Genomic DNA, 25,775 nt, shown 5'->3' with positions numbered 1-25,775 from the left:
GGCGTTGATCGAAGAGATGCATCACATGTCGGACGAGCACGAGAAAGGCGACATTGATGTGCAGATCGACGTACAGCGATTCCAAGGCTCGTACCGTCAGATTGCCCAGGGCATCAACGACATGGTCAATGGTCACATCAGCGTGAAGAAACAGGCCATGGCTTGCATACGTTCCTTCGGCGAAGGTGACCTGTCGGCACCCCTGGCCCAGTTCCCGGGCAAAAAAGCCTTTATCAACGACAACATCGAGCAACTGCGCCGCAACGTCCAGGCGCTGATCGAAGACACCCAGATGCTCAGCGAGAATGCGGTAGTCGGTCGGCTCGATACCCGTGCGGACAGTACTCGCCATCAAGGGGATTTCCGCCGCATCGTGGCGGGGATCAATAGCACGCTGGACTCCATCGTTGCCCCTCTCAACGAGGCGATGGAGGTCATGGTGGCCCTGTCCGGTGGTGACCTGACCCGCAGCGTCAAAGGTGATTACCAGGGCAGCCTGCAAGACCTGAAGCACGCGGTCAATGAAACGGTGAGCAAGCTTTCGCAGATCATTGGCGAGGTGCGCAGTTCCGCCGATTCGCTGTCCAGTGCCTCGGAAGAGATTTCCGCCACGGCCCAAAGCATCAGCCAGTCGGCTTCGGTACAGGCGGCGTCGGTTGAAGAGACGTCGGCGTCGATGGAACAGATGTCGGCGTCGATTTCCCAGAACACCGAGAATGCCAAAGTGACCGATGGCATGGCCGGCAAGGCGAGCAAGGAGGCAAGCGAAGGTGGACAGGCCGTCAAGGACACCGTCTCGGCCATGAAAACCATCGCCGAGAAGATAGGAATCGTTGATTCGATTGCCTACCAGACGAACCTGCTGGCGCTCAACGCGGCCATCGAAGCGGCCCGTGCCGGCGAGCATGGCAAGGGCTTCGCGGTTGTCGCCGCTGAGGTGCGCAAGCTCGCCGAACGCAGCCAGGTCGCGGCACAGGAAATCGGCCAGGTGGCCAAGAACAGTGTTGCCCTGGCTGAGCGGGCCGGCAACCTGCTTGATGAAATCGTGCCCTCGATTACCAAGACCTCTGATTTGGTTCAGGAGATTGCCGCTGCATCCGAAGAGCAGTCCATCGGCTCGGAGCAGATCAATACCGCCATGTCGCAGATGAGCCAGATCACTCAACAAAACGCCTCGGCGTCCGAAGAGCTGGCTGCCACCGCCGAAGAAATGAGTAGCCAGGCCGAGCAGTTGCAAGAGTTGATGGGCTTTTTCACCTTGCAGGGTCGGGTTGCGGTTTCCGCCGTTCCACGGGCCGCTTCCTCCAGTCTGGGCGGCATGCAAAGCAGTGAGCATGCCCAGGAAGGCGGTTTCATTCGCTTCGGGAGTTGAGACATGGAACCTGCAGTCTTGAGCCATTTCGAGCATGCGCAGCAGAATCCGTGTGACAGCGAATTCCTGCAATTCCTGACGTTTGTATCCGCCAGGGAGGTCTATGCGATCGATACCTTGTGCGTGCGAGAAATCATCGAGTACGGCCAGGTTACGAGCGTACCGATGATGCCGGATTTTATCCGCGGAGTGATCAATCTGCGCGGTTCGGTGGTGCCGGTGATCGATCTGCAGGCGCGCTTCAGCAAGGGCGCCACGCAGCAAGGCAACAGAACCTGCATCGTTATCCTGGAACTGGTTCAGGAAGACGAGCCGCAAGTGCTGGGTATCGTGGTCGACTCGGTGAGCGAGGTGATCGAAATCGAGTTGGCCGACATCAAGGCCGCTCCGGCGATCGGAAACCGGATCCGTGAAGACTTCATTCGAGGGATGGTCAAGGTGCGAGGTGCGTTCCTGACTGTGCTTCAGATCGACCAGGTGTTGTGTGTCAGTGAGATCGCTCGCCAGTTGCACTGAGTTGTAGCGCTCAGGCATGCCTACGTTGTCTTGAGATGGATGCTGCCGTCTACGGTGGATCCCTAGGAGTGAACCATGTCCATATCTGCCTCGCGCCTGCCTGCCCCGGGGACGGCAGCGCCACAGTACCTGACCTTCAGCGTGGGCCAGGAGATGTTCGCGGTAGGCACCCTGTGCGTACGGGAAATTGTCGAATACGGACCGATTACGCCGTTGCCGATGGCGCCAGCGAAGGTTCGCGGCATCACCAATCTGCGCGGAGCGGCCATTCCTGTGCTGGACCTCGGGCTGTGTTTTGGGGGCGTCCAGACCCTGGAAAACCCACGTACCTGCATCGTCATGCTGGAGGTCCACGGCAGCGGCGGCGCAGGCCTGGTGGGCATCATCGTGGATGCAGTCAGCGAAGTGCTGGAGATACCGGCCGAGCAGATCGAGCCGGCACCGGCACTCCAGGGCCGCCTTAGTCCTGCATTTGTGGTGGGAATCGGCAAGCTCAGTGACCGTTTCGTCTTGTTACTGGACATCGAGCACATGCTCAGTAGCGAGGACTGGTCGGCGCTGCTCCCTTCGAACATCAACGCTGACGGGCTAAGACCATGAACGTCGTGCTCTCCGACAACGAGTTCCAGCAGTTTCGAGCAATGATTCATGAAATCGCCGGGATCAGCCTATCCGTTGCCAAGAAACAGCTGGTCAGCGGCCGCCTGGCCAAGCGCTTGCAGTTTTTCAACTTGACCACCTACGGCAGCTATTACCGCCTGTTGATGAAGGACCGGACCGAGTTGCAAATGGCAGTGGACTTGCTGACCACCAACGAAACCTACTTTTTCCGCGAACCCAAGCATTTTGAGTTTCTGCGCGACGTGGTACTTCCCGAACTTCGTGGCAATGCCCCGGTACGTATCTGGAGTGGTGCCTGTTCCACGGGGGAAGAACCCTACACCCTGGCCATGGTGCTGGCCGACAGACTGGGCACCCGGCCATGGGAGATCCTCGCTTCCGATATCAGTAGCCGGGTGTTGGAAAAAGCCCAAAGCGGACGCTACCCACTGGACGGTATCCGCGGCATTCCCGAGGCGTTGTTGAACAGGTACTGCCTGAGGGGTGTGGGCAGCAACAACGGCATTTTCATGGTCGACCGCGCGTTGGCGTCACGGATTACCTTCACTTCGATCAACTTGAACAATGCGCTGCCTTCGGTAGGGCAGTTCGACGTGATCTTCCTGCGCAATGTGATGATCTATTTCGATAACCAGACCAAGTCTGAAGTGGTGAGGCGCTTGAGCAAACACCTGCGGCCAGGCGGCTATTTCATCGTGAGCCATTCGGAAAGCCTGAATGGCATCAGCGATGAATTGCAGTTGGTCAAACCCTCTATCTACCGCAAACCGGACGCTTGAGATGGTTCAGGTGACCGAATATTTCCTGCAGCCCGGTGATGTGGCGTTCGGAGGACGCCAAATGCGCTTATGTACCGTGCTGGGGTCTTGTGTCGCCCTGGTGTTTTGGCATCCGCAACGCTTGTTGGGCGGCATGTGTCATTTCATGTTGCCTCGTCGGGGCGGGCGCGGCGCGGGACACCTGAACGGTCGTTACGCGACGGATGCGTTGTTGCTGTTGTTCGAGTGCATTCATCAGGCGGGCGCTCGGCCCGAGCAGTTTGAAGTGAGTCTTTTTGGCGGGGCTGACATGTTTCCCGGGGTGTATCGCGGTGACGCTACCGGGATCGGCCAACAGAACGTCAATGCCGCCAGGAGCCTGATCCAGGACCATGGGTTGCAGTGCCGGGCCTATCACGTCGGTGGCCAGGGGTATCGCCACCTGGTGTTCGATGTAGGCACTGGATGCCTTCAACTCAATCATGCCGACTCGGTACGCAAAGTATTCGAGTCGCCCAAGAGTAAAGCCATATGACGGATATCAAGGTCTTGATCGTGGATGATTCCGCCGTGGTGCGCCAGGTGCTGAGTGCAGCCCTGAACCAGGCCAGTGGAATCCAGGTTATCGACGTCGCCGCCGATCCGGTGTACGCCATGGAGAAGATGAGCAGGCAATGGCCTGACGTCATCGTGTTGGACGTCGAGATGCCACGAATGGACGGCATTACCTTCCTGAAAAAACTGATGGCGCAGAAGCCTACGCCGGTGGTGATCTGTTCGACGCTGACCGAGAAGGGCGCCAAGACCACCTTGCAGGCACTGGCGGCTGGTGCCGTCAGTATCGTCACCAAGCCGCAATCCAACCTTCGACAGTTCCTGACCGAAAGTGCGGACGATCTGATCCAGGCCGTCAGGGCCGCGGCAAAGGCCAACCTGCGGCGGGTAGCGGGCGCCCGGGCGCCTGTCGACGTACCGCCCCGGCTCAGTGCCGACTCGATTCTGCCCCCTGCGTCCGTGGCCATGGTGCGCACGACTGAAAGTATCGTTGCCATCGGTACTTCCACCGGCGGCACCCAGGCCCTGGAACAGGTACTCCAAGGATTGCCGCGGGTGTGTCCGGGCATTGTCGTGGTGCAGCACATGCCAGAGAAATTTACCGCCGCATTCGCCGAGCGCCTCAATCACGTTTGCGAAATCGAGGTTCGCGAGGCGGTACAGGGTGATCGCATCATTCCCGGGCGGGCGCTGATCGCACCGGGTGGCACCCATATGCTGGTCAAGCGCAGCGGTGCCCAGTACCAGGTGGATATTGTCCAGGGACCTCCCGTCAGCCGACATCGACCCTCGGTGGATGTCCTGTTCCGTTCGGTCGCACGCAGCGCCGGCAGCAATGCCCTTGGAATCATCATGACGGGCATGGGCGATGATGGTGCTCGTGGCCTCAAGGAAATGCGCGATGCCGGCGCCAGGACCCTGGGGCAGGATGAAGACTCTTGTGTGGTGTATGGCATGCCACGCGAGGCCTTCAAGCTGGGCGCGGTCGAGCGCGAGTTGCCACTGGAGCAGATTGCTTCGGCCATCCTTGGCGTTCGCGGACATCAGCCCTGAGATCGTGCCGTCGTTTCAGACCAGTCCTTCGTTCAAGGCGTAGCGCACCAGGTCTGTGCTGGTGGCAAAGCACATCTTCTCCATCAGCCGAGTCTTGTGGGTGCTGACGGTTTTATTGCTGATCACCAGTTGTTCGGCGATTTGGTTGACGCTCAGCCCTTGAGCCAGCATGCGCAGGATCTGGAATTCACGTGAGGTCAGGCTCTGCGAAGCGTTTTCGGGCGTTACACCGCTGCTCTGAAGGGCGATCTGCTCGGCCAGTTGTGGATCGAGGTAGCGCGCGCCGGTGCTCACCTTGCGGATCGCTGCCAGCAGCGCTTCCGGGTCGCGGTCCTTGGTCATGTAGCCCGAGGCGCCGGCGCGTAGCGCACGTTGGGCAATGTGGGCTTCATTGTGCATGCTCAGGATGAGCATCGGCAGCTTGGGGTAATGGGCGTGGATACGACCGATCAGGTCCTCGCCACTCGAGCCAGGCATGGTCATGTCGAGCAGGAGCACATCGATATCGGTATGGCGCAGCAACTCCAAGACCTGGGCTCCGTTCTCCGCCTCCGCCACTACGGCAATATCCTTTACCAGCGCGAACAATTGCTTGAGGCCTTCGCGCATGATCGTGTGATCGTCGGCCACCATTAAACGGATCATGAGGCGTGACTCCTTGAAACAGGTACGCGCAGTTGGACAGTGGTACCGCTGCCTGGGCTGCTGGATATGGTCGTGGTTCCCCCCAAGGTCAGGCCCCGTTCGCGCATGCCCAGCAAGCCGAGGGTCCTGGACGATTGTTCGCGTTGCTCGAAGCCTTTGCCGTTGTCGGTGATTTCCAGCGACCAGCCATTGTCGCCTTGCTCAAACGTGATATTGACCCGGGTGGCTTCGGCGTGCCGGGCAATGTTGGTCAGCGACTCCTGGGCGATTCGAAATGCGGCGGTTGCGCTGGCATCGTCCAGGCGGATTGTCGGCGGATGAATCTGCAGGTTGCAGTCGATGCCCCATTGCTGCTTGAACGTGTCGGTCAGCCATTCCAGTGACGCGGCGATACCCATGTTGAGGATGGAAGGGCGCAGGCTGGTGGAAATATTTCTCACCACCTGCACCGTCTGGTCGATCAGTTGCAGCAGGCGTGCGACTTGTTCACTGAGCTGGGGCAGTTGTTCGCCGTACTGGAAGCGCAGCAGCGAAGTGCCCATGCGGATTGCGGTCAGATGTTGCCCGAGTTCATCGTGGATCTCCTGGGCGATCAGCTTGCGTTCCTCTTCCCGCGCACTTTCGCGACTGGACATCAATTGGCGCAGTTGCTTGTTGAGCGATGCCAGGCGCAGCTCGGCCAGGCGCAGCTGTGAAATATCGCGAACGACGGCCAGCACGGTGGCAATTTTCCCCTGGATGTCCTGCTCGGGAACGAGACTGATGTGATAGACGCGTTGCAGTCTATGCTGCCCGGTGAGCACATACTCATGCTCCAGGGGCTGGCCTTTTTCCACGGCTTCGATGACGGCTGCATGGAATAATTGGCTCTGCAGGTTTTTCGGCAGGATCTCGAGCAGGTCCTTGTGCAGCAAGTCGATTTGCGGGCGATCCAACCAGGTTTCCAGCGCCGGATTGATGAACAACAGTTCACCCGTTCGACTCAGGCGTGCAATACCATCTGGAGAGTTCTCAACCAGTGTGCCGATTTCCTGCTGCCGGGCCAGTTCGTTGCGCTGCGCTTCCCGGATATCGGTGATGTTGCGCGCAATGCATACCAGGCGATGCAAGCGCCCATTTGAATCGGCGACGGGGACCAGGTTGAAATGCACAACGAGTGAGCGCTGACCGCAAGGCAGATGCGCATCCAGTTCGATGGGCGCGCCCACGGCAATGCAGTGCAGACAGATAGCCTCGACAATACTTGCGGCTTCTTTCTCCAAGCATTGGCCCAACGGTTGGCCGATCATGTCCGAATGACGCTTGGCGAGCATCTCGCACAGCTGCGGATTGGCCTCCAGACAACTGAGTTGCTGGTCGGCATCCACCGCGAGCAGGCAAAGCATGTCTTGCGAATGGTCGAAGACTTCGCGGTAACGACGTTCGCTTTGGGCCAGGTGGCTGTGGGCTGAGCAGCGTTCCCAGGCGATGGCAGCGATATGACTGGCCATTTGCGCATGCTTGCGGTCCTGCTCGCTCAGTGGGGTGTCGCCACCGACGAACAACAGGATGGCGCCCAGCGTGACGCCGGTCTTGTTGATCACCGGTTCTACCCAGCAACCCCGGTAGCCTGCCTGCACGGCGGGCTGGCTGAAAGCGAAGCCCGAGGCATCGCTTCTCAAATCGGCGCTGAAACGATGGTGTTCGAACAGCTCGGGATGTCGCTCGAGATCTTCGGCCAGGCAGGTTGCAATCGAGGGCGTATCCGTAGGCGGCGCGCCAGGGGAGTCGTCGCCAGGGATCGCCTTGAACGCCATGGCGTTGTGAAACTCGGGTGTCAGAATATCCAGGTAGGCGCCGAGCAGGGGCAGCACCTCAAGGAGAGAGTCGTGGGTGACCATCTTCTGGAAAATGGCCGAGCGCGCATTCTCGGCGCGCTCCTGCCGGCGCAACGCACTGATATCCTGGGCGGTGACCAGCACCCCGCACAGCTTGCCTGTTTCGTCATGCTCCGGGGTCAGGTTGCACAGGAAATCCATGGAACGACGTGAATGCGAGTCCTTGTTTTCCAGCAGAAACGTGTTCGCTACGCCGGTTGATAACGTGAGTTCTACCTGCGTGCGAAAGTACTCGTCGAGCTGATTGGGCGTCGAGGCGCGTTCGGTGATATGAGTGTTGGGAAAACCTCGGGCGCGTTCAAGCTCTGGATTGGCATAGATCTGTTGTCCTAGCCGGTTGTAGCGAAGGATGATGTTTTGTGAGCTTTTGGCCAGTGAGAGGTACTTCTGTTCGTTATTGAACAATGCCTGGCGCAAGGCAAGATGTTCACTGATGTCCTCCAGCTGCGATACGAAGTAAAGCGCTTCAGCATCAGCGTTACGGGCGATGCCCACGGTCAGGCGTGCCCACAGCGTGCTGCCGTCCTTACGGATGTAGCGTTTTTCCAGCGTCAGGCTCGCGCGGTGTCCCTGGATGAGCCTGTGCAATTCATCCTTATTGAGGTCGGCGTCGTCCGGATGCGTCAAACGCTGGAAAGAGGTGGCGCGAAGTTCTTCTTCGGTGTAGCCAAGCATCTGACACAACATTCGATTGGCCGCGATCCATTCACCGCTCATCCGCAACAAGGCCAGGCCCGTGCCGGCGGAGTCGAACGCCAAGCGATAATCCTGTTCGGCAAGATGGATGTGTTCGGCGCGGTGGATCTTTACCAGGTAGGTGGATTGTTGCGCTTTGTAGTCGAGCTTCACACTCAGCGTGTCGCCACCGGCCGACATACCCTGGAAATGCCAGCTACCCTTGAGTCGGGCATGGGTGATGTGCTGTTCAAACATCAGCGGCTTGAGAGAAAACAGGGAATGCAAGGGAACCAGGAATGCGGCGGTCTCGCTTAGCCCCAGCAATCCGCTGGCGCAGTCATCCATGATGAGCAGGGCCCCCTGGGCATCCAGCAACAAGACACCCACGTCATCCGCACCCTGCGTGTCCGGTGTTGCTACCGCAATGGCTGAATCCATTCGCCCATCCTCTGGTAACCCGCTCTTGAGCATAGCTTAAAGTCTTGAGAGCAAAATCCAGTGTTCGACTATGGTCATAAGGATGCTCACGGTTTTTTGTCCGGGCGGACGAAAGGAGCAGGGTTCCCTTGGACAGATATCAAGGACAAGACCACAATGATGTCATTGTGATATTGATTGTGTGGCCAGCGCAACGAGCGTGCCTATGCAAGCAGCTTCAAAGAAGAGGGTCAGTTTGCGCAGATGGATCTGGCGGGCGTTTGCCAGTACCAGCCTGTTGCCGCTCGTCTTGGTAGAAGGCGCGCTGATCACCACTTACTTCATCACGAACCAGTCCATTCGAAACTCCCAGATCGAGCACCTGCATCAAAGTGCAACTCGCGACATACAGGTATCGGTTCAGCAGAATGCGCTGTTGGTGCAAGGACAATTGGAGCAGGTTCACAAAGCGATCAGTCTTTATGCCAAGTCCACTGAGCATGAACTCACCGAAAACCAGCCTCCCGTGGCGGCATCGCTTTCAGTAAGTGCCGATGGTGTCCGCTACAGCGCAGCGAACGACGGGGCGTCCGCCTCGTATTATTCGAATGTCACCCCGCTGAACAAGCAGGACCTGTCCAAGATATCGCTGCTGGCGAATCAGGACTTCATGATGAAGCAGTTGAAGGACGGGGATCCTTTGATTGCCAGTATCTACTTCAATACGTGGGACAGCTATAACCGGATTTATCCCTGGTTTAATACGCTCGAGCAGTACCCACATGATATGGACATTACCCAATACAACTTCTACTACTTGGCCGATGCAAAACATAATCCTGATAAAAAAGTAGTCTGGACCGATGTCTATCTGGATCCCGCTGGCCAGGGGTGGATGATGTCTGCCATTGCGCCGGTCTACAGCGGCGACTTCCTGGAGGGCGTAGCCGGGGTCGATGTAACGGTCGACGGGATCTTGAAGCAAATCGAGCAGTTGAAGATGCCTTGGGGTGGCTACCTGATGCTGGTCAACAATAAGCTCGATATCATGGCCGTGCCCAAGGCGGGGCAACGTGATTTTTCCCTGCGAGCCGCCGAGAACCAGCCCGCTGGAGAGCCTGTCGATCACGAGCGCTTGCAATCGCCGGATTTGAACCTCACTCGTTATCCGGACCTCGCCAGTCTCAATAAGAACTTGCCGGGCCATCCAGAGGGCATCGTTGCGCTGACGTTGAATGGACGGCCTCATCTGGTCGCCTGGAGTGGGATCCCCACCACCGGCTGGCTCTTGTTGGCGGTAGTGGACGAAGCCGCGGCCATGCAGGAAACCAATCTGCTGGCCAGTCATTACCGCGATGTGGGGTACCTGTTGATCGCGGGGCTGGTGGTGTTCTATGCCTTGTTCTTTGCCTTCATGTGGTGGCGTACGCGTGACCTCAGTCGCCAGTTGAGCACACCGGTGCAAGGGGTCTCACGCATGATGCGAGAGATCGGCCGGGGTAACTGGCAACCAGCGGCAAGTCCTTCCGATATCACCGAACTGTGGTCAATGTCCAACCAGGCACTGGGGATGGGCAGGCAGCTGGCCCAGGCCGAGTTCATTCGCAGCTCCACACAGCAACGTCTGGAGTTGGTCATGGAGAGTTTTGCCGAAGGGCTCTGGGAGTACTACCCGAAACGGCAGCGTTTTATTCTCAAGGGTGCCCTGTGCCAGCGCTTCGGTTTTGCCGCCAATGAAGTGCCCATGGCGACATTGCTGCAGAGCATTCCCATTGAGGATCGGCAAACCTTCACCCAGTTCCTGGAAGAGGCCAGGGGCAGTGCAAGCGTGGCGCCGGAAGTGGAGTTCCGGATCAGGGACGTGCATGGAAAGCTGATCTGGATCCTTTGCCGGGGCCGTACGCTGGAATCCTCCCGGCTGGAGGATTCCAGTGTCGTGGTCGTGGCGTGTGTCGACATCACGACACTCAAGCAGACCCAGTTGGATCTGCGGGAGAAAACCCTGGAGGCAGAGGCCGCCAGTACCGCCAAGTCCAAATTCATCTCCAGCATGAGCCATGAGCTGCGGACGCCATTGAATGCGATCTACGGGTTTGCCCAGTTGGGGCTCATGCAGTCGCCTGCTCCGGCATTGGAAGAGACGGCCAACCTGCAGGAGATCATCAAAGCCAGTGAGCACCTCATGCAGTTGGTGGACGATCTGCTTGATCTCTCCAGCTTGCAGGCCGAGAAACCCCTGCTCGATCTCAAGCCCGTACACGTGGCAAGCCTGTTATCCAGCTGCGCTGACCTGGTCCAGCAGCAAGTCGCGGCGCATGGCCAGACCTTGCACATCAATGCTCCTCTGGATACATGGCATGTCTGGGCGGATAAGCGCCGCCTCAAGCAGGTCCTGATCAATCTGTTATCCAATGCAATCAAGTACAACCGGCCCGGTGGAGACGTCACTCTGGGGGCTTCGGTTGTCGAGGACGGAGCCAGGCTTCGTCTTTATGTGACAGATACCGGGATGGGCATTTCCCCGGCTTTGCAGGGCGAGCTGTTCAGGCCCTTCCAGCGTTTGGGAAAAGAGAACTCGTCCATCCCGGGAACTGGCATTGGCTTGGTGTTGTGCCGAGACCTGGCGCTCCTGATGCACGGCACCATGGGCTTCGAAAGCGACGTCGAAGGGGGGACGACTTTCTGGATCGACATGTGCTCGGCGGCGTTTCCTGTGCCGGGGAACGCGTCCAAAGTGTCGACGATAGCCTTGCCACGCGTCCTGTTGGTGAGTAACGACCCTCAGGATGGTGACGTGGTTCGAGAGGCGTTGATCGGCGATTTTGAGTTGGATCGGGTCAATACCTTGGCCGATGCCAGTCTCGTGCTTGATGCCACGGCGGTCAGCGTATTGATCGTCGCCACTACCGACCCTGTACCCGTGCTGAACACTTTTTTCAGCGGCTTGCGCACGAGTATCCCAACGACTGCAATGTCGATCATCGTGGTCCGTGCGGCCGTCGATCACGCTTCGGTTGGCCACCTTGAATGCCAGGCCATCGTCGCTTCTCCATTGGAGAGGCAGAGTATTCGTAGTCTGGTCTTGACGCTCGCCACGGGGAGGGCGGATGTATGTTTGCCAAAGTAAATTCGCAAAGCAGGATCGTCATTATCGACGATGTGGCCACCAATCTCCGGCTTCTGGATTCATGCTTGCGAGCCGTGGGCCTGCAGAACATCACCACATTCAGCGACTCTGCCAAAGGACTGGACTGGTTGCTTGCGAACGCCTGGGACCTGCTGTTGTTGGACCTGGACATGCCCGCACCCGACGGCTTCGAGATCCTTGATCGCCTCAATACACGTGACCGCACGGAGTCACCGGTCATCATCGTGACGGCCTTGAGTGATCAGCAGAACAGGCGCAAAGGATTGGAAAGGGGCGCCAACGACTTCATCTCCAAACCCATTGATCTTCCTGAAGTGTTGCTCAGGGTGCGTAATTGCCTGGAGCTGGCGCAGGCGGCCAAGCTGCTGCGCGACGTCAATGCTGAACTCGAGCGCAAAGTGGAGCTGCGCACGGCCCAGCTGGCTTCCAGCTACAAGGCGATCAGCAGCAGCTTGAGTCGAGCAGCCAGCTATCGTGATGACGACACGGGGCAGCATATTATCCGTATTGGCGAGTCCGCGGCTTTGTTGGCCAAGGCTATCGGCATGCCCGCTCAATGGTGTGACCTCATGAGGATGGCTGCACCGATGCACGACGTTGGAAAAATTGGCATTGTAGATGCCATTCTGCAAAAGCCTGGAGCATTGACGCCGCAGGAGCGGGTGATCATGCAGGAGCATGCCCGCATTGGTTATGAAATCCTGCATGACCCAGAGGGTTCGCCGTTGACGGACCTGGCAGCGGAAATTGCCCTGTCGCATCATGAGCGTTGGGATGGCACCGGCTATCCAAAGGGATTGCGGGGCAAGGAAATCCCGTTATCGGCAAGGATTGTGTCGATATGCGATGTGTATGACGCCATAAGAATGCCTCGAGCCTATAAGCAGGCTTGGGATGTCGAGTGCTCAAGGCGTTTCATCACCGATCAAGCCGGTACCCAGTTCGATCCTTTCCTGGTGGACGTCTTTTGTAATCTCTTTGACGAAATAGATCGCTTGCGCTTGCCCGATGCGCGAGAGGGCTGATGAGACCCGGGAGATGTCGCCGATGATCCGGGTGTCTGCTTCATCGGCGACAGGTTTCATTGCCCGCTTTTAATCCGGCTCCAGACCCGTGTGCGCAGCCGGTCGTTCTCTAATGGCATTGCCTCCAGTACAAAGAGTTTTTTCATCACGCTGTCAGGCGGGTACACCATCGGGTCGTTGCGGATGGCCTTGTCGACCAGCCCCTCGGCGGCGGTGTTGCCGTTGGCATAGTGCACATGATTGCTGATGCCAGCCATGACCCTGGGGTCCAGCAGGTAGTTGAGAAATTCGTAGCCGGCGCCTTCATTCGGCGCATCGGCGGGCATGGCGACCATGTCGAACCACATCGGTGAGCCTTCCTTGGGGATGGCGTAGGCGATCTGCTGGCCATTCCCGGCCTCATTGGCTCGCGCTGCGGCCTGCATCACATCGCCGGAAAATCCTACGACCAGACACACGTCACCCGTCGCAAGGTCACTGGTGTACTTGGAGTTGTGGAAGTAACTCACATAGGGGCGCACCTTGAGTAGCAAGGCCTGCGCCTTCTCGTAGTCGGCCTTGTCCTTGCTGTGATGCGGCAGGCCAAGGTAGTTCAAGGCGATGGGAAGGATCTCGGGACCATTGTCGAGCATCGCCACGCCGCATCGGGCGAGTTTCTTCATGTTTTCCGGCTTGAACACAATGTCCCACGAGTCTATCGGTACATCGCCCAGGACCGCCTTGACCTTGGCCACGTTGTAGCCGATGCCGGTGCTGCCCCACAGGTAGGGAAAACCGTAGCGGTTACCAGGGTCATTGGCCTCCAGAACCTTCATCAGCGTCGGGTTGAGGTTGTGCCAGTTCGGGAGCTTGCTGCGGTCGAGCGGTTTGAGTGCGCCGGCCGTGATCTGCCGGGCCATGAAGTGGTTGGACGGAAACACCACGTCATAGCCTGAATGGCCGGCCATCAGTTTGGCGTCGAGCACCTCGTTGCTGTCATACAGGTCATATTGGGTCTGGTGCCCGGTCTGGGTGGTAAAGTTTTGCAGGGTATCTGGAGCGATGTAGCTGCTCCAGTTGTAGATCCTGACGGTGTCTGCTGCCTGAGCGGTAGACGCGATCAACAGTAACGGAAAGATCGACTTCAACATGCGAGACCTCAACCTTTGTTCTAGGCGTTATGGATGAAGGCAGTTCAGAAAATCAGTACGTAGCTCTTGCGAACGGTTTCTTGTACGTCCCAGATTCCCGTCGTGTTCGCAGGGAACATCAACGCGTCGCCGGCCTGGATATGTAGGGCCTCACCACCGTCCGGGGTGAAGGTGCAACGCCCCTGAATGAAATGGCAGAACTCCTGTTGCACGATCTGGCGCCGCCAGCGGCCGGGGGTGCATTCCCACACGCCGGCCTCGACGCCGTCGTCGCGCTCGACGCATGCCGTGGCAACCTGTGAAAGCGGCTCGCCCAGCGGTACACCAACAGCGCCAGGCTCACCGAGAGGCAAACGGGCGGTGTCGCGAAAATGATCGATCTTCATGCAAACGGCTCCTTGGACTTCATCAGACGTTCCATGCAACCGGCCAGCCCTTCAGCCATCCGGCGACGCCAGCGTGGCGCATGGAGGTTGGCCAATACCTGATCCTCGTGAACGAAGCTCTGGATAATGGCGTTGTAACCCAGCCAGCGCAGAGGCTCGGGCTCCCATCGCGGCAACGAGGCCAGGGGACGGTCATCCAGCACCCAGGGCTGGCGAGTCAGTTCGTTGTCCTGGCCAAGAATCAACGCCGCCACGGTTCGGCCGCCCAGATTGCTGGCGCCTACACCTTCACCTCCGTAGCCACCCGCCAGGGCGATCCGCTGGCGACGGTCGGCGAGCATGTGCGGGTGAAAGGACCGGGCAACCCCCAGATTGCCGCCCCAGGCATGGGTCAGGCGCACATTGCGCAAGATCGGAAAGAGTTCACTGAACAGGTGTTGCCGCAATGCCCGTTCAGCCTGAGTGAGGTTGAAGTCACTGCGCAGGCGACCGCCAAAGCGATAACCACCGCGGGCGCCAAACACCAGGCGATCGTCTCGGCTGCGCTGACCGTAGGTGACTTGTCGGCTGTTTTCGCTGAACGCCTGGCCACGGGTCAGGCCGATTTCGGCCCATACATCGGCCGGGAGCGGCTCAGTCGCAACGATCAGGCTTTGCGCGGCCAGTTGATGCTTGTTCAACGGGGGCAGGGTACTGGCATAACCTTCTACCGCCGGCACCACCCAATCGGCGCTCACCCGACCGTGCTCGGTTCGGACCTGGCCTGGCTTCCAGTCGAGCACCGGGCTTTGCTCGTAAATGCGTACACCCATCCGTTCGACGGCTTCGGCCAGACCCCGTACCAACCGTGCAGGCTGGATGGTCGCGCAGTGAGGTGAGTACAGGGCGCCGTACGCCTGGGCCACATTTAACTGTTCACGCAAGGCCTGAGGGCCCAACCAGCGGTAGTCGTCTTCACCCAGGCCTTGCCCGCGGACAGCATCGAGCTGTTCGCGTAGGCGCCGTTCTTGCTCGGGATAACGCGCCGCGCAGTACAGCACGCCGCCTTTGCGCAGTTCGCAATCGATGCCTTCGAGGTGGCACACGCGCGCCACCTCGTCGGGGATTGCATGCAGCAGTTGGTAGCCTGCGTGACGTTGCGCGGCAGGTAGTGGGCCCAGGAGCCGGTCTTCGCCCAGCAGGTTGCCCATCAACCAGCCGCCATTGCGACCGGAGGCGCCGAAGCCGGCAATCTGTGCTTCAACGATGACGATGTTCAGGTGCGGTGCTTGCTGTTTAAGGTAATAGGCCGCCCAGAGACCACTGTAACCGGCGCCGATAATCACAACGTCTGCTTGCAGATCCTGATACAACGCCGGGCGCGGCGTCAGCGCCTCGCCGAGTTGCTCCATCCACAAACTCACACCACCCCAGCCAGACATCCCATGCTCCATCGGTTGATTGCCGACAGAGATTAATGCGCTGCGACGGGGGCTGTGTTATCTGCGGGCACGCGCGCAATTGGCTTTCAACCACGCCTTGGGTGTGCAACCGGTGTGACTGCGGAAGGCCTTGTAGAACGCCGAGGTGGAGTTGAATCCGGCACTCGCCGCAAGGGCATCGATGGGCGCGTTTTCACCGTGATTGACGAGGCGCTCAAGCAGGTAGGCCAACCGGGCTTGGGTCACGTAGCGATAGAAGCTTTGCCCCAGCACTTGATTCAGCAGGTAAGACAGCTGATTGCGACTGTACCCGGTGGCGCTGGCAATCCGTGCAAGGTCCAGATCCGGGTCGAGGAATGGCTGCTGGCGCGTAAAATAGTCGGCCAAGTCTCGCGCCATGAACGTCAGCTGACGCGCCGAGAGACCCAGTTTACTGATGGCGGGCGCGTGGCGCCCAGTCTGGGGCTCGCTGTCGCGCACCAGTGAGGCATATTCGTTTATACGAAGGATCAGGCCATCACATACCGTGATGGCTTCACTGGTGCGAAAAACCACCCGCTCGCCACTGCCTTTCAGCGCTGTCTGGTACTGGATGAATGCGGTACAGCCATCTGCACGGATGCGGTCGTTGTGTTCAAGATACTCATCGGGATGACGCGGCAACGTGCTGGTGATGTAAGCGCGCAACTCGGCCAGGCCCATGCTGCGGTTCTGGAAGAAATCGTTGTACTGCACTTGCGGGTGATACATCGCGAGAATCGCCTCCAAGTCGCGGCGTTTCCACGCCATGTGGTAACGCAGCACCACTTCGCGGGTCAACGTTGTCTGTTCGGCGGTATCTGGCGGAAGGAGAGGCATTGGTTGACCGGCGTAGAGACTGGGCTGGCGCCAGTCTAGCCCTGCAGTGGCTCACTGAACAAATACAGCTGCCTCATACCTGAGCCCGCCAAGGCTAGGCAAGCAAGTGCACGTGCATTTCCATGGCGGCATGAAGGCGTCGGATAATCAAACTCATCACCCATGATGCCGATCACGGTCGCCTGACGCAGGGCCGCAATAAGGTGAACGCCCGTTAGCTTCAAGCCATAATCGGTAATTCGATAAGGTTGGGGCGACCTGAGCGAATGCCATCCTCGACCGCTTCAGCAATATCCCTGGCGCGCTCGACCCTGCGCGAAGCAACCCCCAGGGAAGAGGCGAGGGCCTGGAAGTCGATGGCCGGTTCCCGGATGTCCATGCCGATGAACTGGTTCGTACCGGCACTTCGGTAGTGCGCCTGGTTACGCGCGTAGTTTTTCAGGATGTTGTATTCGCCATTGTTCATGACCACAAAGGTGACGGGCAAACGCTCGTGTGCCGCTGTCCAAAGCGCTTGGGGCGAATACATCGCCGAGCCATCGCCGACCAGGCAGACCACTGGGGCGCGGTCCAGGCCAAGGGATGTACCGACAGCCGCCGGCATGCCCCAGCCGAGGATGGCGCTGCGCGTAAACAGGTACTGGCGGGCCGAATGCGAATCCAGGCACGCACGCACATGAGCGATGGTGACCGGCGCTTCGTCGACGATCCACACATCAGGGCCGATTGCCCGGACAGCTTCATGGGCCGCAACGAAAGGCGTTGTCACGGGCGTATGGAATTCGCGCTTCGCGCGCTCGGCCACTTCGATTCGGCGGGTGCTGCGCTCGCGTGCAGCGACATTTCGCAGCGTCGCGATTGCCTGGCTGTGCGGGGCCAGTGCCTGATCCAGTAATGGCAGCAACAATTGCAAGGACAGCTTGATGTCGCCTATCAATCCCAGCGCCGTTCCATGCACTCTGCCCAGTTGGTGGCCATCGCCGGTCAATTGAATGAGACGGCAATGAGGGGGGATCGCCGGGCCTTGCGAGTATTGGTAACTGATCAGCGAATGGCCGCCGAGAAGCAAGACCGCATCGACGTCAGCGAACGTTTCGCGGATATCGGCAGCTTTGGGTGGCAAGGCTCCGCGCCATTGAGGATGAGCGGTGGGGAAGGGGATATGCCCGGGCCAGGATGGCCCGAAGACCGGCGCGCCAAGTGCTTCGGCGAGGCTCACCGCTTCCACTTGGGCATTCGACTGGAAGACCTCTTCCCCGACGATAATCGCCAGACGGCCGGGGGTAACCGTCGATAAGGCGTCAGCCAACGGGTCAATCGCCGCGGTCACCGCACCTCGTTCGATTCGCGACGGCTGGCCAGCATCGGCATCGGTGTGCTGCTCCATCACGTTGATCGGTAGCGAAAGGAAAACCGGGCCGGTCGGCCCTGTGCGGCAATCTTGAAGAGCGCGACGCAACAGCATCGGGATATGTTGGGGGTGCTGGATTTCCTCCGCCCATTTGACGCTCGGTCGGGCCAGGCTGACCAGATCACCATGAAGCAGCGGGTCGGTCACGCCATGGCGGGTATCCTGTTGGCCCGCAGTGATCACCAGCGGCGTGTTCGCCATCTTCGCGTTCAGGATGGCGCCCATCGCATTGCCAAGGCCTCCTGCTGTATGGAGGTTGACGAAACCGGGGCGGCCGGAGGCCTGGGCATAACCGTCGGCCATCGCCACGACGGAGGCCTCCTGAAGGCCGAGCACGTAGTGAATATCGGAGACGCCCGAGAGCGCATCGAGCAAAGGCAACTCCGTTGTTCCCGGATTGCCGAACACATGGCGGACGCTTTCGCTGTGCAGTACTTCCACGAGCAGGTCCGCGCCGCGTTGCCCACGGATGCTGGACGGGACACCGGGAGTCGAAGACATGGCGCGAAATCTCACTCAGTTGGAAGAAATACTTTACCCAGCTTTTGTGGCCATCGGATTGCCAAATGGTAATGAACCACCCGTGCGGCGCCGCTGAAAGCCCTGACGCTGGGGTTATTTGAAGCCGGCAGTGACTTAACGTCCGCCCATTCTTTCGAGGGATTGGCTTTTGAGCGGCAAATCGCTGGTACGCTTGTCCGAGGCTTTGCGAATCGCATTGCACAAGGCCCGGACGATGGGTACGTAGCTCAGCTGGCTGGGCTGGCAGGCCTGGAGCGCACCCGTAGGGTTGATCAAATGTACCGCGATGTGGCCTGGCAACCATGAGACGAGTGGCCAGCGGGGGCGTTGGGCGATCGTCGGGCACAGATCCGCCGCCGTCATATCAAATTCAGAAGATGCCACGAATGCGACCCCCATCAGGCACGCGCCTTCAAGCTGGGCGCGTAGGCGACCGGGGTTTACTACAGCGCCCAGGTCAGCGACAAATACCGTGTCATGCACAATCAAGCGCCCCTCGTCGCTCAGCTCGACATCAAGTACCGCGGCCATGCAAGTCTGCGCATCGTAATGTGCGGCGATGCCCTGGGTTCGGCAACCGCCTGAGGGCTTGCCCCAATGGCTTCTCGTGGCCGCTTCAGTGATGACGCTACGCATTCGCCGGGCATCGAAACCTGAGCGTTGCGCGGCGCCGTCGGCCCGTGTTGATACCGAATCGATCAGGGAAAGCAGGTAGTCTTGTTGATCGAGCCTGCATGCAGGGTCCTGTGCGGCCATGAATCGCTGTTCGGCGCGCAGGCGAAGCAACAGGTCTTTGCGGTTCAGGATACCGCCTGGCGATGGCCAGATGAATTGATCAAGCGCGCTGTCGTGCCCGTCAGGGTGGTTCATTTGCGTTTCTCCTTCCGCCTGATGACAAGAGCTCCGGCAAAAAGCAACCAAGGGTGCGGAATCTCTGGTTAAGCCAGGTTCCTGCGGGAGCGGGCAGGCTCGCTCCCGCAGGTTCACGCTGGCGCCGCAGGAGCAATCCTGGCATTACTTTAGGCGCAACGATCTGACGTCAGGGTGACGGGAGGCTGACAGGAACATGTCAGGCAATAAAGGGGGCCGGGCAGGTGATGCATACAGTTGAGTCTGGCCTTCTTGTCGTCGGCTTGCATCACCCGCCCACGTTCAAGCCACGATCTGCGCTGCTGCGCGAGCCCAAGGGGTCGCTGTCCTTGCTGGCATCGAAGGTGACAAGCTGCTAACGGTGTCGAGCCGATGAATCTGTTCGGCTGACAGTTCAACCGACAGGGCGGCGAGGTTGTCGGCCAATTGCTCGACCGAGCGCGGGCCGATGATGGGCAACGACCCGTGCGTGCCGGACCAGGCGATGGCGACCTGACCGGGGCTGACGCCCAGTTCGTTGGCGATGGCGATCACCGTGTCGAGGACCTGTGTACGCTGATCGGTATTCTCAGGTTGGAACACCTTGCCACCGAGGCCCTCGGCGCGTCCTTTCTCGCCCTTGCGGTACTTACCGGTCAGCATGCCTCCACCGAGTGGCGACCAAGTGACGATACCCAATCCCAACGCCTGCGAAGCCGGGAACAGATCAGCCTCGGGCTCGCGGTGGACCAGGCTATGCTCGAATTGCGCCGCGGCGATCGGCACCGAGTGGGTGAGTTCGGCGAGGGTGACTGCTCGCGATAGCCGCCAAGCAGGGAAGTTGGAGAGGCCGGCATAAAGGATCTTGCCCGCACGGGCAAGATCCTCGAACCCACGGACAATCTCTTCGGTGGGCGTGACATCATCCGGCCAATGCGCCCAGTAGAGATCGATGCGATCGGTTCCGAGTCGCTTCAGGCTTGCCTCTACCGAGGCCACCATGGCTTTACGACTATTGCCCGTGACGAGGCGATCGGCATTTGGCTGCGCGCCTTTGGTGTACTTGGTCGCCAGGACGAAATTCTCGCGTCGGCCCTTCAGAAGGGTCCCGAGCAGCTCCTCGGATTGTCCGAACTGGTAGATATCGGCCCCATCGATGAAGTTGCCGCCGGCCTCCGCGTAGGCATTAAAGATTGCCGTGCTGACATCGGGATCCGCGCCGTAGCCCCAGCCTGTGCCAAAGTTGCCTGTCCCGAGCACGACCTGGGACACACTCAGTCCTGTTTTGCCGAAGGATGCATATTTCATATCTTCACCATTGATCAAGTCGGAACGATCTTTTCAGATAGTGTCGGTGCAAAGAGAATTGTATATGCAAATATTGCAGCTACAATAGACCGTATGAAAAACGCTATCAAGCCACAGGGCTGCACCAATCTGAAGCTGCGCCAGCTCAATCGCATGGTGACGCGTCACTACGACCGCTACGTCGCCGAGTCCGGCCTCAAGAACACGCAGTACGCACTGTTGTCGCATGTCGTCAGGCTGGGGCCTATTCGGCCGAGTGACCTGGCCAGGCAAATGCAGATGGATAATTCGACCTTGACTCGGAACATGCAGTCCTTGACCACTCAGGGGTGGCTGGAGATTGGTGCAGGAGGCGATGCCCGCAGTCGCCTTGTCGAAGCGACCGAGGCTGGACGCGTAAAGCAAGCCGAAGGCCAGCGGGCCTGGAAGGAGGCACAGCGCGCGCTCAATGGTCTACTCGGCGTGGAGCGCGTGGCTGTATTGCACGAATTGCTCGACACATGCATTGCGAGCCTTGACGACGATCTTGATGAGTCCCCATCAGAATGACTCGCCAGCCGCTTCGCAACGGATAACCTGAGTGTGTTTGACGGATATCCCATCTCGAGCGTCAGGACCCAATTAGAGCGAGTTCAAACCCTCATGAATTTTCTGATTCTTTCGCCGCACTGATCAGCTCGGATCATCCCAGGCGCCGCATCCAGTTTGACCAGGCCGTCCTCCATGAAAACCACCCTGTCGGAAATTGACATGGCGAAGTCCATTTCATGGGTCACGATCAACATGGTCATGCCTTCTTTTGCCAGGTCGCTGATCACCTTGAGCACATCGCCGACCAGTTCCGGGTCAAGGGCTGAAGTAGGCTCATCGAACAGCATGATGTGGGGATCCATCGCCAATGCGCGGGCGATTGCCACGCGTTGTTGCTGGCCGCCCGACAACTGATGCGGATACTTTTGCGCGTGAGCCAGCAGCCCGACCTTGTCCAGCAGGGCGTAGGCGCGCTGCTCGCTGATGGACTTGTCGCGGCCGTGATAGCGCGGCGCGAGGGTGACGTTGTCGAGAATGGTGCGATGGGGAAACAGGTTGAAGCTCTGGAACACCATGCCGATGCGCTGTACCCCGTGGCGTACTTGTTGCGTGTTGGTGTTGTCACCGGCGTGGATATAGCTTTCGCCGAACAGAATGATCTCGCCCTGGTCGATGCTTTCCAAGGCGTTGACGGTCCGAATCAGCGAGGTTTTTCCCGATCCCGACGGACCGATAATGGAGATCACCTGACCCACGTTGACATCAAGGTTGATGCCCTTGAGCACGGCGTGCTGGCCGTAGCGCTTGTGAATGTTGACCAGTTGCAGGGCGGGTGCCGAGCCAGGCCCCGGCGCTGTACGAGCGTCCGCCGGAGAGGGCGCCGCCGGTGACGCGCGCAGACGCCGCAGGCTGATGTCATCCAGCGTTTGTGGTTTGCGGTTGTTGAGCTCCAGGTGTTGCTCCAGCCAATGAAACAGCCAGCCGAGCACGGTCACGATCAGCACGTAATACACCGCCACGGCCGACAGGGTTTCCATGACCAGGAAGTTTTGCGCGTAAAGGCGCTGGCCCACGGTCAACAGTTCGGTCAGGGAAATCACCGAGACCAGCGAGGTCAGTTTCACCACGGTGATGTATTCGTTGATCAGTGTCGGCAGGGAAATGCGGAACGCTTGTGGGATCACGATCAGGCGCTGCAGGCCGATCAGGCCGATACCCAGCGCACGGCCGGCTTCTTTCTGGCCTTTGGCAACGGATATCAGGCCGCCACGATGAATTTCCGCCATGTACGCCGCCTCGGTCACCACCAGCGCGAACAGGCCGGAATAGAACGGGTTGGACAGTACGCCACGGGTGATCGGGAACATCTGCGGCAAGTTATAGACGAACACCACCAGTACCAGCAGCGGCACGCTGCGAAAGAACCAGATATAAATCGACGCCGGCACGCTGACCCAACGCGTGGCCGAAAGCTTGGCCGACGCCAGCAGGAAGCCCAGCAGCATGCCGATGAACCAGGCCAGCGTGCTGAGTTCCACCACCGTAATGCAGGCTTTCCAGAAGTCCGAGACCGAAAACAGAGAAAAAAAGTAGGGCCATTCAAATTGCATGTGTACCTCCAACTGCTGGCGTCGACGGAGGCTTCACCTATGCCGGGCAGTCAAGCGAAAGCCGCCGACTGTGGGAGCGGCCTCGCTCCCACAGGGCTGCACTGAGTCAGTTAGTCGGTTCTTCCAGGTTGTATTTCTTCAACAGGGCGGCGTATTCACCCGACGCTTTCGTCGCGTCAAAAGCCTTGAGCAGCGCCTGATAGAGCGCGTCGTTGTCCTTTTTGACGTAGATACCCAGTGTCTGTTGATAGATCGAATGCTCGGTGCTGATCACAACCCGGCCTTTGGTGCGTTCTGCGATCATGCCGGCGGCGCCGTCGATCTCCACCTGCGCTTGCACGTTGCCGGAGAGCAGCGCTTGGGTCACTTCAGGGGCGGACGGAAATTCGCTGACCATGATCGCGCCCTTGTTGTTCGGGACGCAGTAATCGGTCGAGAGTTTGTTGAATTGCGTCACCCAAGTGGTGCCTTTTTCCAGGCCGACCTTCAGGCCGCAGAGGTCTTCCGGTACTTTCGGTTTCAGCGGGCTGTCCTTCAGCACCATGATCGCTGCGCCGGTCTTGGCGTATGGGATGGTTTGCGCTTGAGTCTGCCGTTGGGGCGTGATGTACATGCCCGAGATGATCGCATCATAGTGACCGGCGTTCAGGCTCAGCAGCAGGTTGGAAAATTTGGTGTCAACGAAGTCGGCCTTGAGGTCCAGATGTTTGGCGAGTAATCGCGCCAGTTCGGGGTCGGAGCCGACGACATTTTTTTGTTCGTCGTATGATTCGAAGGGCGGATAGGTGATTTCCATACCGACCTTGAGGGCGCCGGGTGTCACCGTCGTGGCTGCGTGGGCTCCTGCCGCACCGAGGATCGCGAAGGCCAGCAGGGACAAGCGGACAGCGATATTCATTGGATTGCGCATCATCGGTGACTCCACGTCGAAAAAGTAGGGTTGGACTGGTTTTGAAACAGGGCTGTTTTGGAACGGGGCGGGGGCATCAGGACGCTTCCTGCGCCTGGTTCTTCAAGTGACCGAAGCTCGATGGCTTGCGTGCGCGCTCATACAGCTTGAGTTCGCCGCGTTCGACTTTGCGGCGCAGGTATTGATAGGTTTGCAACGCTTGACCAAACATGTGCTCACCGATGGTGATTTCCTCGTAATCCTTACCGCCTTCAAGAAACTGCGGCAGTGGCTTGATTTGCGTGTGGAAGTCACACGCATAGAAGAGTGGGAACGAGTAGCGCTCTTCGCTGACGCTTCGCACTCGGTGAGCCGTAGCGACGAATGTGCCTGCGGTCATGACCTCCAGCATGTCGCCGATGTTGACCACAAAAGTACCGTCCATGGGCGGTGCATCAATCCATTGCCCCTGGTCGTTCATCACCTCGAGGCCTGGCTTGTCGGCAAGCAAGATGGTGAAGCACTCGTAGTCGGTATGCGCGCCAATGCCTGGCGCGTCTTGAGCCGCCAGGTCAAACGGGTAATGGATCAGGCGCAGCTTCGACGGTGGGCGAGTTACCAGTGCCTCGAAATAGTCTTCCTCCAGGCCCAAAGCGAGGGCGAAACCCTTGAACAAGCGCCGACCTAATGCAAACACCGCGGCGTAGTAAGCTTCAACGGCAGGACGAAAACCCGGCAAGTCTGGCCATTCGTTGGCCCCGATCAATGGCGTGCCGGCAATGACCAGCGGATCGTCTTCGCTCACTTCGAAACCGATATCGAAAGCTTCCTTGTGATCCGGTTTGCCTTTGGCATAGACCTCTTCACCTTCAGGCACAAAACCCTTGTGGCTGCGTGAAGTACCGATGTAATGCTGCATTTTGTACTCAAGCGATTGGGCAAACAGGTCCTTCGCCGCTTGACGCAAACCGTCGATCAGTGACGGCTCGATGCCGTGGTTCTTGATGTACAGGAAACCGACTGCGCGGGCGGCGTTACCCAGTTCTTCGGCCACTGCCTGGCGCTGGGTGATGTCGTCGCTGTACAGCCCGGCGATGTCCACCACCGGAATGCGATTGAAGTTGGCGGTCGTTGGTGTTTTGTCAGGCATGAGGCAGCGCTCCTTATCGGGTTGAGGTGCAGGCGAAACGCCGAAAATGCTCGCGCTCGGTGTTTGCCATCCACACGTTCAGCGACCACAGATCGGCCACCGGCACGTTGGTGAAGGGCAGGTGATGCAGATAGCCGTCGGCGCCGAACTCCGGTGTCAGCGTGCTGACCTGATACCCGCGTTTTTCCTGGGATCGCCAGATGGCCTCCCAATGTTGCTGATGGAAGGCAAGCGCTTGGCTGTACTCGGGGGCGGCGGGGTGAGGCACTTGCGGTCCCTGGTCATAACCGACTCGGGCCTGGATATGGTGAACGCGTTCGACGAAGGCGCTGAGGTCGTCTTCCGGATCGTTGAGCAGGCGTTCGCAGGTGACGACCCAATGACTGATGTCGCTGGTGAAGCGCAGGTCCGGCAGTTGACGAATCAGCTCGAGGGTGACCCAGGGGTTGAATAACGAGCGAGCGCGATGGGTTTCAAAGGCGCACACCTGGCCATGCTTGCGCGCGACGTCCATCGCGCGGCCAAAGAAGTCGACTTGCTGTGCCAGTGGCCAGCGGTCGTTGCCAGCCAGCAGATTGACGAAGCGCGGCGCCAACTCAGCCGCCCAACCGAGTTTCTTATCGAGGTCCAGAAGGTGTTCGTCGACGGTTGCCGACTGTTCCGGTAGAACGTCGTAGGCGCTGAAGACGGTGCTGATATAGCTGACTTTGTTGATGCGTAGAAAGGCTGCGAACTCGGCGCGTTCGCTGGCGGTCATGGGCAGGCGGGCTTCCATGCCATCGAACCCGGCTTCAAGCAACTCATCGAGCGCTTGTGCCTTGCTCGCGGTGTAGCCCCACAACGTTCGGAATATTTCCAGCTTCATCGATCTGCTCCAAAGGTTCCTTCGCATGATTGACACAGCGACGTTGCGGCGCTAACCGAAACGCACAACGAACGGCAGTGACAATCAGAAAAGGCAAGCTTCGGGCCGCATCTCTATGGAAAGGCTCCTTTGTTGCCGTCAATAGTAGGGAGGGGCGGTTGGCGGAAAGAATAGGGAAGC

21 protein-coding genes and 1 pseudogene are annotated in these 25,775 nt (G+C 59.0%); 9 read left to right on the top strand and 13 right to left on the bottom strand.

The genetic code is table 11. From position 1 onward, the window contains the following. Positions 1–19 precede the first annotated feature (19 nt). The 6 genes and pseudogenes from V7773_RS30430 to V7773_RS11595 form a co-directional block, all read left to right on the top strand. A pseudogene (locus V7773_RS30430) lies at positions 20–1,372 on the top strand (methyl-accepting chemotaxis protein); the annotation flags it as partial. 3 nt (positions 1,373–1,375) lie between these two features. Further along, complete coding sequence (locus V7773_RS11615; RefSeq protein WP_063321782.1) at positions 1,376–1,888, top strand: chemotaxis protein CheW; 513 nt, start codon at positions 1,376–1,378, stop codon at positions 1,886–1,888. Positions 1,889–1,963: 75 nt separating this feature from the next. After that, on the top strand, positions 1,964–2,488 hold the full coding sequence (locus tag V7773_RS11610) for a chemotaxis protein CheW (protein ID WP_063321781.1): 525 nt from the start codon (positions 1,964–1,966) through the stop codon (positions 2,486–2,488). Continuing rightward, positions 2,485–3,288 (top strand): CheR family methyltransferase, encoded by an 804-nt coding sequence (locus V7773_RS11605; RefSeq protein ID WP_336073483.1) that lies wholly within the window; start codon positions 2,485–2,487, stop codon positions 3,286–3,288. Before V7773_RS11610 ends, V7773_RS11605 begins: the two co-directional genes overlap by 4 nt. Positions 3,289–3,349: 61 nt before the next feature. Next, positions 3,350–3,802, top strand: a complete 453-nt coding sequence (locus tag V7773_RS11600; RefSeq protein ID WP_086936772.1) for a chemotaxis protein CheD — start codon at positions 3,350–3,352, stop codon at positions 3,800–3,802. Further along, positions 3,799–4,875 carry a protein-glutamate methylesterase/protein-glutamine glutaminase gene (locus tag V7773_RS11595; protein WP_092142314.1) on the top strand — a complete coding sequence of 359 codons (1,077 nt, stop codon included), beginning with the start codon at positions 3,799–3,801 and terminating at the stop codon, positions 4,873–4,875. The genes V7773_RS11600 and V7773_RS11595 overlap by 4 nt, the downstream gene beginning before the upstream one ends. Before the next feature lie 15 nt (positions 4,876–4,890). Here the strand turns inward: V7773_RS11595 and V7773_RS11590 are convergent, their stop codons facing one another. Next, on the bottom strand, positions 4,891–5,520 hold the full coding sequence (locus V7773_RS11590; RefSeq protein WP_092142311.1) for a response regulator: 630 nt from the start codon (positions 5,518–5,520) through the stop codon (positions 4,891–4,893). Then, the gene (locus V7773_RS11585) at positions 5,517–8,513 is read right to left on the bottom strand and encodes a sensor histidine kinase (protein ID WP_336073477.1); all 2,997 of its coding nucleotides are present in this window, start codon (positions 8,511–8,513) and stop codon (positions 5,517–5,519) included. The genes V7773_RS11590 and V7773_RS11585 overlap by 4 nt, the downstream gene beginning before the upstream one ends. A 205-nt stretch (positions 8,514–8,718) precedes the next feature. Here V7773_RS11585 and V7773_RS11580 point away from each other — a divergent pair, with 205 nt between their 5' ends. Together V7773_RS11580 and V7773_RS11575 are read left to right on the top strand one after the other, a co-directional pair. Then, on the top strand, positions 8,719–11,619 hold the full coding sequence (locus tag V7773_RS11580; protein ID WP_336073476.1) for a sensor histidine kinase: 2,901 nt from the start codon (positions 8,719–8,721) through the stop codon (positions 11,617–11,619). Further along, positions 11,604–12,665, top strand: a complete 1,062-nt coding sequence (locus V7773_RS11575) for an HD-GYP domain-containing protein (RefSeq protein ID WP_092142299.1) — start codon at positions 11,604–11,606, stop codon at positions 12,663–12,665. Before V7773_RS11580 ends, V7773_RS11575 begins: the two co-directional genes overlap by 16 nt. A 56-nt stretch (positions 12,666–12,721) precedes the next feature. Here the strand turns inward: V7773_RS11575 and V7773_RS11570 are convergent, their stop codons facing one another. The 7 genes from V7773_RS11570 to V7773_RS11540 form a co-directional block, all read right to left on the bottom strand. Next, positions 12,722–13,795: a polyamine ABC transporter substrate-binding protein gene (locus tag V7773_RS11570; protein WP_092221699.1), complete on the bottom strand. Its 1,074-nt coding sequence runs from the start codon at positions 13,793–13,795 to the stop codon at positions 12,722–12,724. A 44-nt stretch (positions 13,796–13,839) separates the two neighbouring features. Next, positions 13,840–14,181, bottom strand: coding sequence for a cupin domain-containing protein (locus tag V7773_RS11565; RefSeq protein WP_092168971.1), 342 nt, complete (start codon positions 14,179–14,181; stop codon positions 13,840–13,842). Then, positions 14,178–15,602: an NAD(P)/FAD-dependent oxidoreductase gene (locus V7773_RS11560; protein WP_336073470.1), complete on the bottom strand. Its 1,425-nt coding sequence runs from the start codon at positions 15,600–15,602 to the stop codon at positions 14,178–14,180. Before V7773_RS11560 ends, V7773_RS11565 begins: the two co-directional genes overlap by 4 nt. A 57-nt stretch (positions 15,603–15,659) precedes the next feature. Further along, entirely contained in the window at positions 15,660–16,460 is an 801-nt protein-coding gene (locus tag V7773_RS11555) for a helix-turn-helix domain-containing protein (protein ID WP_336073468.1), read from the bottom strand. Positions 16,461–16,680: 220 nt separating this feature from the next. Next, the gene (locus V7773_RS11550) at positions 16,681–18,372 is read right to left on the bottom strand and encodes a thiamine pyrophosphate-binding protein (protein WP_336073466.1); all 1,692 of its coding nucleotides are present in this window, start codon (positions 18,370–18,372) and stop codon (positions 16,681–16,683) included. Positions 18,373–18,507: 135 nt separating this feature from the next. Then, positions 18,508–19,263 carry a molybdopterin cofactor-binding domain-containing protein gene (locus tag V7773_RS11545; protein ID WP_336073464.1) on the bottom strand — a complete coding sequence of 252 codons (756 nt, stop codon included), beginning with the start codon at positions 19,261–19,263 and terminating at the stop codon, positions 18,508–18,510. Positions 19,264–19,545: 282 nt separating this feature from the next. Further along, a complete protein-coding gene (locus V7773_RS11540) occupies positions 19,546–20,550 on the bottom strand; it encodes an aldo/keto reductase (protein ID WP_336073503.1) in 1,005 nt (334 codons plus the stop codon). A 93-nt stretch (positions 20,551–20,643) separates the two neighbouring features. Here V7773_RS11540 and V7773_RS11535 point away from each other — a divergent pair, with 93 nt between their 5' ends. Then, the gene (locus tag V7773_RS11535) at positions 20,644–21,099 is read left to right on the top strand and encodes a MarR family winged helix-turn-helix transcriptional regulator (protein WP_336073462.1); all 456 of its coding nucleotides are present in this window, start codon (positions 20,644–20,646) and stop codon (positions 21,097–21,099) included. Positions 21,100–21,182: 83 nt separating this feature from the next. Here V7773_RS11535 and V7773_RS11530 read toward each other — a convergent pair whose 3' ends face one another. The 4 genes from V7773_RS11530 to V7773_RS11515 form a co-directional block, all read right to left on the bottom strand. Continuing rightward, positions 21,183–22,691: an amino acid ABC transporter permease/ATP-binding protein gene (locus V7773_RS11530; protein ID WP_336073460.1), complete on the bottom strand. Its 1,509-nt coding sequence runs from the start codon at positions 22,689–22,691 to the stop codon at positions 21,183–21,185. A gap of 106 nt (positions 22,692–22,797) precedes the next feature. After that, positions 22,798–23,604: an ABC transporter substrate-binding protein gene (locus V7773_RS11525; protein WP_442963477.1), complete on the bottom strand. Its 807-nt coding sequence runs from the start codon at positions 23,602–23,604 to the stop codon at positions 22,798–22,800. A 73-nt stretch (positions 23,605–23,677) separates the two neighbouring features. Then, complete coding sequence (locus V7773_RS11520; RefSeq protein ID WP_336073457.1) at positions 23,678–24,730, bottom strand: isopenicillin N synthase family dioxygenase; 1,053 nt, start codon at positions 24,728–24,730, stop codon at positions 23,678–23,680. A 13-nt stretch (positions 24,731–24,743) separates the two neighbouring features. Further along, positions 24,744–25,595 (bottom strand): sugar phosphate isomerase/epimerase family protein, encoded by an 852-nt coding sequence (locus tag V7773_RS11515; protein ID WP_092142267.1) that lies wholly within the window; start codon positions 25,593–25,595, stop codon positions 24,744–24,746. Positions 25,596–25,775 lie beyond the last annotated feature (180 nt).

The sequence above is a fragment of the Pseudomonas sp. 3JA genome (assembly GCF_036961705.1).
GTDB lineage: Bacteria > Pseudomonadota > Gammaproteobacteria > Pseudomonadales > Pseudomonadaceae > Aquipseudomonas > Aquipseudomonas fluorescens_Q.
Note: the sequence above shows the minus strand (reverse complement) of the source record. Positions and strands in the feature narration are given on the sequence as shown.

Excerpts from the sequence above, each read along its gene's own strand:
- V7773_RS11615 (WP_063321782.1), top strand. The coding sequence starts at position 1,376 with ATGGAACCTGCAGTCTTGAGCCATTTCGAGCATGCGCAGCAGAATCCG.
- V7773_RS11610 (WP_063321781.1), top strand. The coding sequence starts at position 1,964 with ATGTCCATATCTGCCTCGCGCCTGCCTGCCCCGGGGACGGCAGCGCCA.
- V7773_RS11605 (WP_336073483.1), top strand. The coding sequence starts at position 2,485 with ATGAACGTCGTGCTCTCCGACAACGAGTTCCAGCAGTTTCGAGCAATG.
- V7773_RS11600 (WP_086936772.1), top strand. The coding sequence starts at position 3,350 with ATGCGCTTATGTACCGTGCTGGGGTCTTGTGTCGCCCTGGTGTTTTGG.
- V7773_RS11595 (WP_092142314.1), top strand. The coding sequence starts at position 3,799 with ATGACGGATATCAAGGTCTTGATCGTGGATGATTCCGCCGTGGTGCGC.
- V7773_RS11590 (WP_092142311.1), bottom strand. The coding sequence starts at position 5,520 with ATGATCCGTTTAATGGTGGCCGACGATCACACGATCATGCGCGAAGGC.
- V7773_RS11585 (WP_336073477.1), bottom strand. The coding sequence starts at position 8,513 with ATGGATTCAGCCATTGCGGTAGCAACACCGGACACGCAGGGTGCGGAT.
- V7773_RS11580 (WP_336073476.1), top strand. The coding sequence starts at position 8,719 with ATGCAAGCAGCTTCAAAGAAGAGGGTCAGTTTGCGCAGATGGATCTGG.
- V7773_RS11575 (WP_092142299.1), top strand. The coding sequence starts at position 11,604 with ATGTTTGCCAAAGTAAATTCGCAAAGCAGGATCGTCATTATCGACGAT.
- V7773_RS11570 (WP_092221699.1), bottom strand. The coding sequence starts at position 13,795 with ATGTTGAAGTCGATCTTTCCGTTACTGTTGATCGCGTCTACCGCTCAG.
- V7773_RS11565 (WP_092168971.1), bottom strand. The coding sequence starts at position 14,181 with ATGAAGATCGATCATTTTCGCGACACCGCCCGTTTGCCTCTCGGTGAG.
- V7773_RS11560 (WP_336073470.1), bottom strand. The coding sequence starts at position 15,602 with ATGTCTGGCTGGGGTGGTGTGAGTTTGTGGATGGAGCAACTCGGCGAG.
- V7773_RS11555 (WP_336073468.1), bottom strand. The coding sequence starts at position 16,460 with ATGCCTCTCCTTCCGCCAGATACCGCCGAACAGACAACGTTGACCCGC.
- V7773_RS11550 (WP_336073466.1), bottom strand. The coding sequence starts at position 18,372 with ATGTCTTCGACTCCCGGTGTCCCGTCCAGCATCCGTGGGCAACGCGGC.
- V7773_RS11545 (WP_336073464.1), bottom strand. The coding sequence starts at position 19,263 with ATGAACCACCCTGACGGGCACGACAGCGCGCTTGATCAATTCATCTGG.
- V7773_RS11540 (WP_336073503.1), bottom strand. The coding sequence starts at position 20,550 with ATGAAATATGCATCCTTCGGCAAAACAGGACTGAGTGTGTCCCAGGTC.
- V7773_RS11535 (WP_336073462.1), top strand. The coding sequence starts at position 20,644 with ATGAAAAACGCTATCAAGCCACAGGGCTGCACCAATCTGAAGCTGCGC.
- V7773_RS11530 (WP_336073460.1), bottom strand. The coding sequence starts at position 22,691 with ATGCAATTTGAATGGCCCTACTTTTTTTCTCTGTTTTCGGTCTCGGAC.
- V7773_RS11525 (WP_442963477.1), bottom strand. The coding sequence starts at position 23,604 with ATGATGCGCAATCCAATGAATATCGCTGTCCGCTTGTCCCTGCTGGCC.
- V7773_RS11520 (WP_336073457.1), bottom strand. The coding sequence starts at position 24,730 with ATGCCTGACAAAACACCAACGACCGCCAACTTCAATCGCATTCCGGTG.
- V7773_RS11515 (WP_092142267.1), bottom strand. The coding sequence starts at position 25,595 with ATGAAGCTGGAAATATTCCGAACGTTGTGGGGCTACACCGCGAGCAAG.